Raw genomic sequence first — 4,423 nt, forward strand, 5'->3', positions numbered from 1 at the left:
CGTCAGATACCTGGAAAGACAAACAGACAGGTGAGCAGAAAGAACGCACCGAATGGCACCGTGTGGTGATTTACGGCAAACTGGCAGAAATTGCCGGTGAGTATCTGCGTAAAGGCTCCCAGGTGTATATTGAGGGCGAACTGCGCACCCGGAAATGGACTGACCAGAGTGGTCAGGAACGTTATACTACAGAGGTGGTGGTGTCCTTGCAGGGCTCCATGCAGATGCTGGGCAGTCGTGGCAACGGTAGTAATGGTCAGCAGCAGGGAAGCCAGGGGCAACCCCAGCAACCAGCAGGCCGAAGCTACAGTGGAACGCCGCCAAAACAGCATCCGGCGAATGAGCCGCCGATGGATTTTGACGATGACATACCTTTTTGAGTGAGTTCCCATATAAATCAATGTGTTATATGGCGATTGTATTCAGGGAGGTTATCTGTGAATGTCTGGCCTGCTCCGGCAGGCCGATATTCATAAGGGGAGCTAAACCATGACAGAACGTTATGATACTGATTTTTACGGCTGGACCCAGGAGCAGGCAGATTTGATCCGTGCCGGTCGGACGGAAGACCTGGATTTGAAAAACCTGCTTGAGGAGATTGAGGCGATGGGGCGAAGTGAACGCAGGGAGCTGGAATCCCGTCTCCAGGTGCTCTTTATGCATCTGCTAAAATGGCAGTACCAGTCAGAACGCCAGGGTCGTAGCTGGCAACTGACAATAGAAGAGCAACGCCGCAAGGCTCTCAGGATACTTCAGGAAAATCCAAGTCTGAAGTCCCGTCTGACTGAAATCATCAAAGATGCTTATGGCGATGCTGTGATTGCAGCGGAACGTGAAACGAATATCCGTCGTTCTGTTTTCCCGGAAACTTGTCCGTGGACGTTTGAACAGGCGGTTGACGCCAGTTTCTGGCCGCAGTAATGCAGAAGAATCTCTGTATTGTAGCGAGTGTAATAACCTGAAAACGCCGACATCGATGTTGGCGTTTTTTTACAAATCACAGACAGTTATCTGTTGAATTCACTCCCCGGGCATTGTCAGTGGAGTGAAACACTTTTTAACATGCGGGGGAATAATGACCAGTAACAGTAAACGCGGGCATGACCCGCTGTTCAAGCTGTTTCTGCGGGAGCCTGTGACGGCAAGGGATTTCCTTGAGGCGCACCTGCCTGAAGACATCCGTTCGCTGGTTCACCTGGATACGCTGAGGCTGGAGCCGGGAAGTTATGTCGATGAAGAGTTAAAGGAGCTGCACTCTGACATTCTGTATTCGGTAAAAATGGCGCAGGACGCGCACTGCCTGCTCTACTGTGTCGTGGAACATTTATGCGGTGCACCGCATAAATGGTCTTATGCAAAGAAAATGATTATGTGAAGTGCAAAAATCAAACGCTAATACTGACAGGCTGTAACCAGATTGAAATCGTAAAGTTAATTAGCCTGTAGGTTAATCTTATCTTGTGATTAATTAGCCTATGAGTTAATATTTATTCAGGAGGGAGGCCGTATGTTTAGCGTTGTTTATCACCCAAATGCCAGGGAAGAAGCTACTGCATTACCTATTAAAATTCGGGTTAAGTTTGACCGTCTCATTGGCAAACTGGAGCATGATGCCCGGTTGTTGCGGGAGCCGGATACGAAGCCCCTTGGCGATGGACTTTTTGAGATCCGCACGATGGGTACGGATATAGCCAGAGGCATCTGGGTATACCATAAAGGCAATACCATCATCATGCTTCGGGTTTTCATAAAAAAGTCACAGAAAACGCCAGCGAAAGAAATCGATCTCGCCAAAAGTCGGTTAGCGGAGGTACTCAATGAAATTAGTAAGCCATAAAGAACTGCATAATGAATGGATACAGGACGATGAATATCGTGCAGCATGGCAGGAAGAAGAACGCAAGGAGAGGCTTAGAGAGCTACTTGCAGAATGGCGCAAGCATGACAACCTGACGAAGGCTCAGGTTGCTGAGCGCATGGGGGTAAAGCCGCCGGTTATTTCCCGCCTGGAAAATAACATTACCAAAGCCAGCATCGATACATTAACTCGTTACGCTCACGCCTGCGGCATAAAAAACCCCGTTATAACCCTGTACTGACAGACCAACCCTTTTGGGACTGGTCTTTTGACGCAGATCAGTCCTGTCAATGTTTCAGGGTCATAATATTATGCGAATTAATAAAACAACCGATGTGGCGAAGAAACTAAATTTCTATCTATGAACTTCACATAATCATTTTCTTTGCATAAGAGCATCAGAGTACCGAAGATGAGATGATGGCCTGGCGTATGATGAAATACACCATCAGGGCGATGGATGATCACCTGAAAAAGGGGTACAAAACACTGCCGGTGGTGGTGCCGCGGCTCTTTTACCATGGTGACGTTCGGCCTTACCCGTACAGTATGGACTGGCTGGACTGCTTTGAACAGTCGGAACTTGCCAGACGGGTACTCAGTAAACCGTGGCCGCTGATTGACGTCAGCGTGCTGGATGACGATGATATCAAAACGCACCGTCGGATGGCGCTGATTGACGATGGCGTCAGCCCGGAAGTGGTGATGAAGACCATGGGACTGAGCCGCGAGGAGCTGGAACAGCCCCGCCATTAACATTACGGGTTATCATGCCCGTCGGAGTAAAACTTCATGTACGCCTGAACGCCTGCAGCAATGCGGGCTTTTTTTTTGTAAATCTGAAAAAACAGTTCTTTATTGAGCGTTAACGCAAATCCCCGCAGGATGCCCGCAATGATGGCCATCTGTCGGGATTTACCATGTTTACGCTAAACACATACCCCTTTTTCTGCTCCGGACTGCTGCTGGTTCTGGCCGGCTGTGCGCAGTCGCCGGTAGCGTCGTCTGCCCGTGACGCGGCATTCAGCCACAGCCTGAAACTGGCCGCGCCGGCGGATATCTGGCAGCGCTCACCGGAGGTGACCCGCGAAGGGCGCTACACGCTGGTCAGCGTGAAAAGTGCCGATGCCCAGCGCGAGCCCCTGAACCAGCTGATTGATATCACCATGCCGGTGTCGCTGGTCAGCAGCGTGGGGGACGGGTTTCGTTACCTGCTGTTCCAGTCCGGCTATTCCCTGTGCGGCCGTTATGGCGCGGATTTTGCGGAGCTGCTGAACCGCCCGTTACCGGCAGTCCAGCGCCGTCTGGGACCCGTGCGCCTGAGTGAGGCGCTGCAGGTGGTGGCGGGGCCGGCCTGGCGTATGACCGTGGATGAAGTGAACCGCGAGGTCTGCTTTGTGCTGCGGGAGGCTTATCTGGCGCAGGCAAAGACGCGTCCGGGGAGTTCTCCGGTTACAACCACACCTGCGGTGGCGTCTGCCGTACCGGCTTCTGCGGCGGGGACGTCTTCTGTCGGCACCCGGCCGGGTCAGAGTGAGACGCTTCCCCTGCCGGCAGTACCGGTACTGACAACTTCTTCCCCGGGGCAGGGGGTTACGGTAAAAAACACGACGGCTTCGCCTTCTGTTTCTGCTGCGGGCACAACGCCGGCAGCGACGTCCACAGGTGGTGTGGTTTCGCCGTCTCAGGTAAAAGCAAAAAATACAGTATCAGCACCGACAGCAAAATCCCCGTCCGGGGCGGCTTCTGCTGTCTCCGGGACTGCCCTGACCGGGCGTAATCCGTTCAGCGGCAGGGACCCTGCCGGGAAAACCACCGTGACCGCGGCTGTAGCCTCATCCTCTCACCCGGCTTCTCCGACGGCATCCGCAACCTCGTCATTAACCCCCTCTTCCGCTCCGGCATCATCTGCGCCTGCTCCGGCCCCGAAGCTGACCGGTACCCCGGTCACGGCCCTGCCGTCGGGCGCGGAGTGGAAAGCCGCCGCCGGTACCACGCTGAAGGAGTCCCTGACCGCGTGGGCGGAGAAGGCCGACTGCCCGAACGGCGGGAACTGGGTGGTTATCTGGCAGACCCCGGTGGATTACCGCATTGAGGCACCGCTGACATTCCGCGGCAGTTTTGAATCGGCGCTGGATCAGGTGTTTGACCTGTACCGCCCGGCTGAAAAACGCCTCTATGCCGAAGCTCACCGGGCGCAGTGCTTGGTGTCGGTGACAGGGCGTCCGGCGGACCGCTGATATGGGAATGATGATTGTGGCGCTGGGACTGGTGTTCATGCTCATCACCGGGCACGTGGTGGAAAGCCAGAGAATGCAGACACAGGCGCGGACACAGACGGCCACGGTCAGAGTGCCGGCGCAGCAGATGCTGGGGCTGGCGGCGGCCATCAACGACTGGCGCCATGACCATCCGCTGCGTGACGGGGACGTGCCGCTGTCCGCGCTGGCGCTGGTGAGTCCCCCTGATGGTCGTATTCACCACCGTATTGTCAGCGACCGCCTGTGGGTGTGGCGGGCAGACACGCCGGGGCTGGTGAGTTCGCTGCGCACGCTGTCGGACGGC

The 4,423-nt window shown here is 54.8% G+C and carries 8 protein-coding genes and 1 pseudogene; 8 read left to right on the forward strand and 1 reads right to left on the reverse strand.

What is annotated here, in order from left to right; translation table 11 throughout:
• From ssb to BZK42_RS27480, 6 genes and pseudogenes are all read left to right on the forward strand, one after another.
• Positions 1-380: single-stranded DNA-binding protein (gene ssb, locus BZK42_RS27455; protein ID WP_080861448.1), on the forward strand; the 380-nt coding region annotated here is incomplete at its 5' end.
• 109 nt (positions 381-489) lie between these two features.
• Entirely contained in the window at positions 490-921 is a 432-nt protein-coding gene (locus tag BZK42_RS27460; protein WP_080861452.1) for a DUF29 domain-containing protein, read from the forward strand.
• A gap of 154 nt (positions 922-1,075) precedes the next feature.
• A complete protein-coding gene (locus BZK42_RS27465) occupies positions 1,076-1,375 on the forward strand; it encodes an Rpn family recombination-promoting nuclease/putative transposase (RefSeq protein ID WP_080861454.1) in 300 nt (99 codons plus the stop codon).
• 132 nt (positions 1,376-1,507) lie between these two features.
• The gene (locus BZK42_RS27470; RefSeq protein WP_080861456.1) at positions 1,508-1,837 is read left to right on the forward strand and encodes a type II toxin-antitoxin system RelE/ParE family toxin; all 330 of its coding nucleotides are present in this window, start codon (positions 1,508-1,510) and stop codon (positions 1,835-1,837) included.
• Complete coding sequence (locus BZK42_RS27475) at positions 1,818-2,099, forward strand: helix-turn-helix domain-containing protein (protein ID WP_080861459.1); 282 nt, start codon at positions 1,818-1,820, stop codon at positions 2,097-2,099. Before BZK42_RS27470 ends, BZK42_RS27475 begins: the two co-directional genes overlap by 20 nt.
• Positions 2,100-2,263: 164 nt before the next feature.
• Positions 2,264-2,614 (forward strand): annotated as a pseudogene (locus tag BZK42_RS27480) (Rpn family recombination-promoting nuclease/putative transposase); the annotation flags it as partial.
• 2 nt (positions 2,615-2,616) lie between these two features.
• Here BZK42_RS27480 and BZK42_RS28825 read toward each other — a convergent pair.
• Positions 2,617-2,763, reverse strand: a complete 147-nt coding sequence (locus BZK42_RS28825) for a hypothetical protein (RefSeq protein WP_158083406.1) — start codon at positions 2,761-2,763, stop codon at positions 2,617-2,619.
• A 15-nt stretch (positions 2,764-2,778) separates the two neighbouring features.
• Here BZK42_RS28825 and pilL2 point away from each other — a divergent pair, with 15 nt between their 5' ends.
• Positions 2,779-4,098 carry a PFGI-1 class ICE element type IV pilus protein PilL2 gene (gene pilL2, locus BZK42_RS27485; protein WP_080861465.1) on the forward strand — a complete coding sequence of 440 codons (1,320 nt, stop codon included), beginning with the start codon at positions 2,779-2,781 and terminating at the stop codon, positions 4,096-4,098.
• Positions 4,099-4,135: 37 nt separating this feature from the next.
• Positions 4,136-4,423 (forward strand): type IV pilus biogenesis protein PilM (gene pilM / locus BZK42_RS27490; protein WP_282958098.1); only part of this gene is annotated, 288 nt, incomplete at its 3' end.

Source organism: Citrobacter braakii, assembly GCF_002075345.1.
Taxonomy (GTDB): Bacteria; Pseudomonadota; Gammaproteobacteria; order Enterobacterales; family Enterobacteriaceae; genus Citrobacter; species Citrobacter braakii.

Coding starts and splice junctions, on each gene's coding strand:
- pilL2 (WP_080861465.1), top strand. CDS start 2,779: ATGTTTACGCTAAACACATACCCCTTTTTCTGCTCCGGACTGCTGCTG.
- BZK42_RS27465 (WP_080861454.1), top strand. CDS start 1,076: ATGACCAGTAACAGTAAACGCGGGCATGACCCGCTGTTCAAGCTGTTT.
- BZK42_RS27475 (WP_080861459.1), top strand. CDS start 1,818: ATGAAATTAGTAAGCCATAAAGAACTGCATAATGAATGGATACAGGAC.
- BZK42_RS28825 (WP_158083406.1), bottom strand. CDS start 2,763: ATGGCCATCATTGCGGGCATCCTGCGGGGATTTGCGTTAACGCTCAAT.
- BZK42_RS27470 (WP_080861456.1), top strand. CDS start 1,508: ATGTTTAGCGTTGTTTATCACCCAAATGCCAGGGAAGAAGCTACTGCA.
- BZK42_RS27460 (WP_080861452.1), top strand. CDS start 490: ATGACAGAACGTTATGATACTGATTTTTACGGCTGGACCCAGGAGCAG.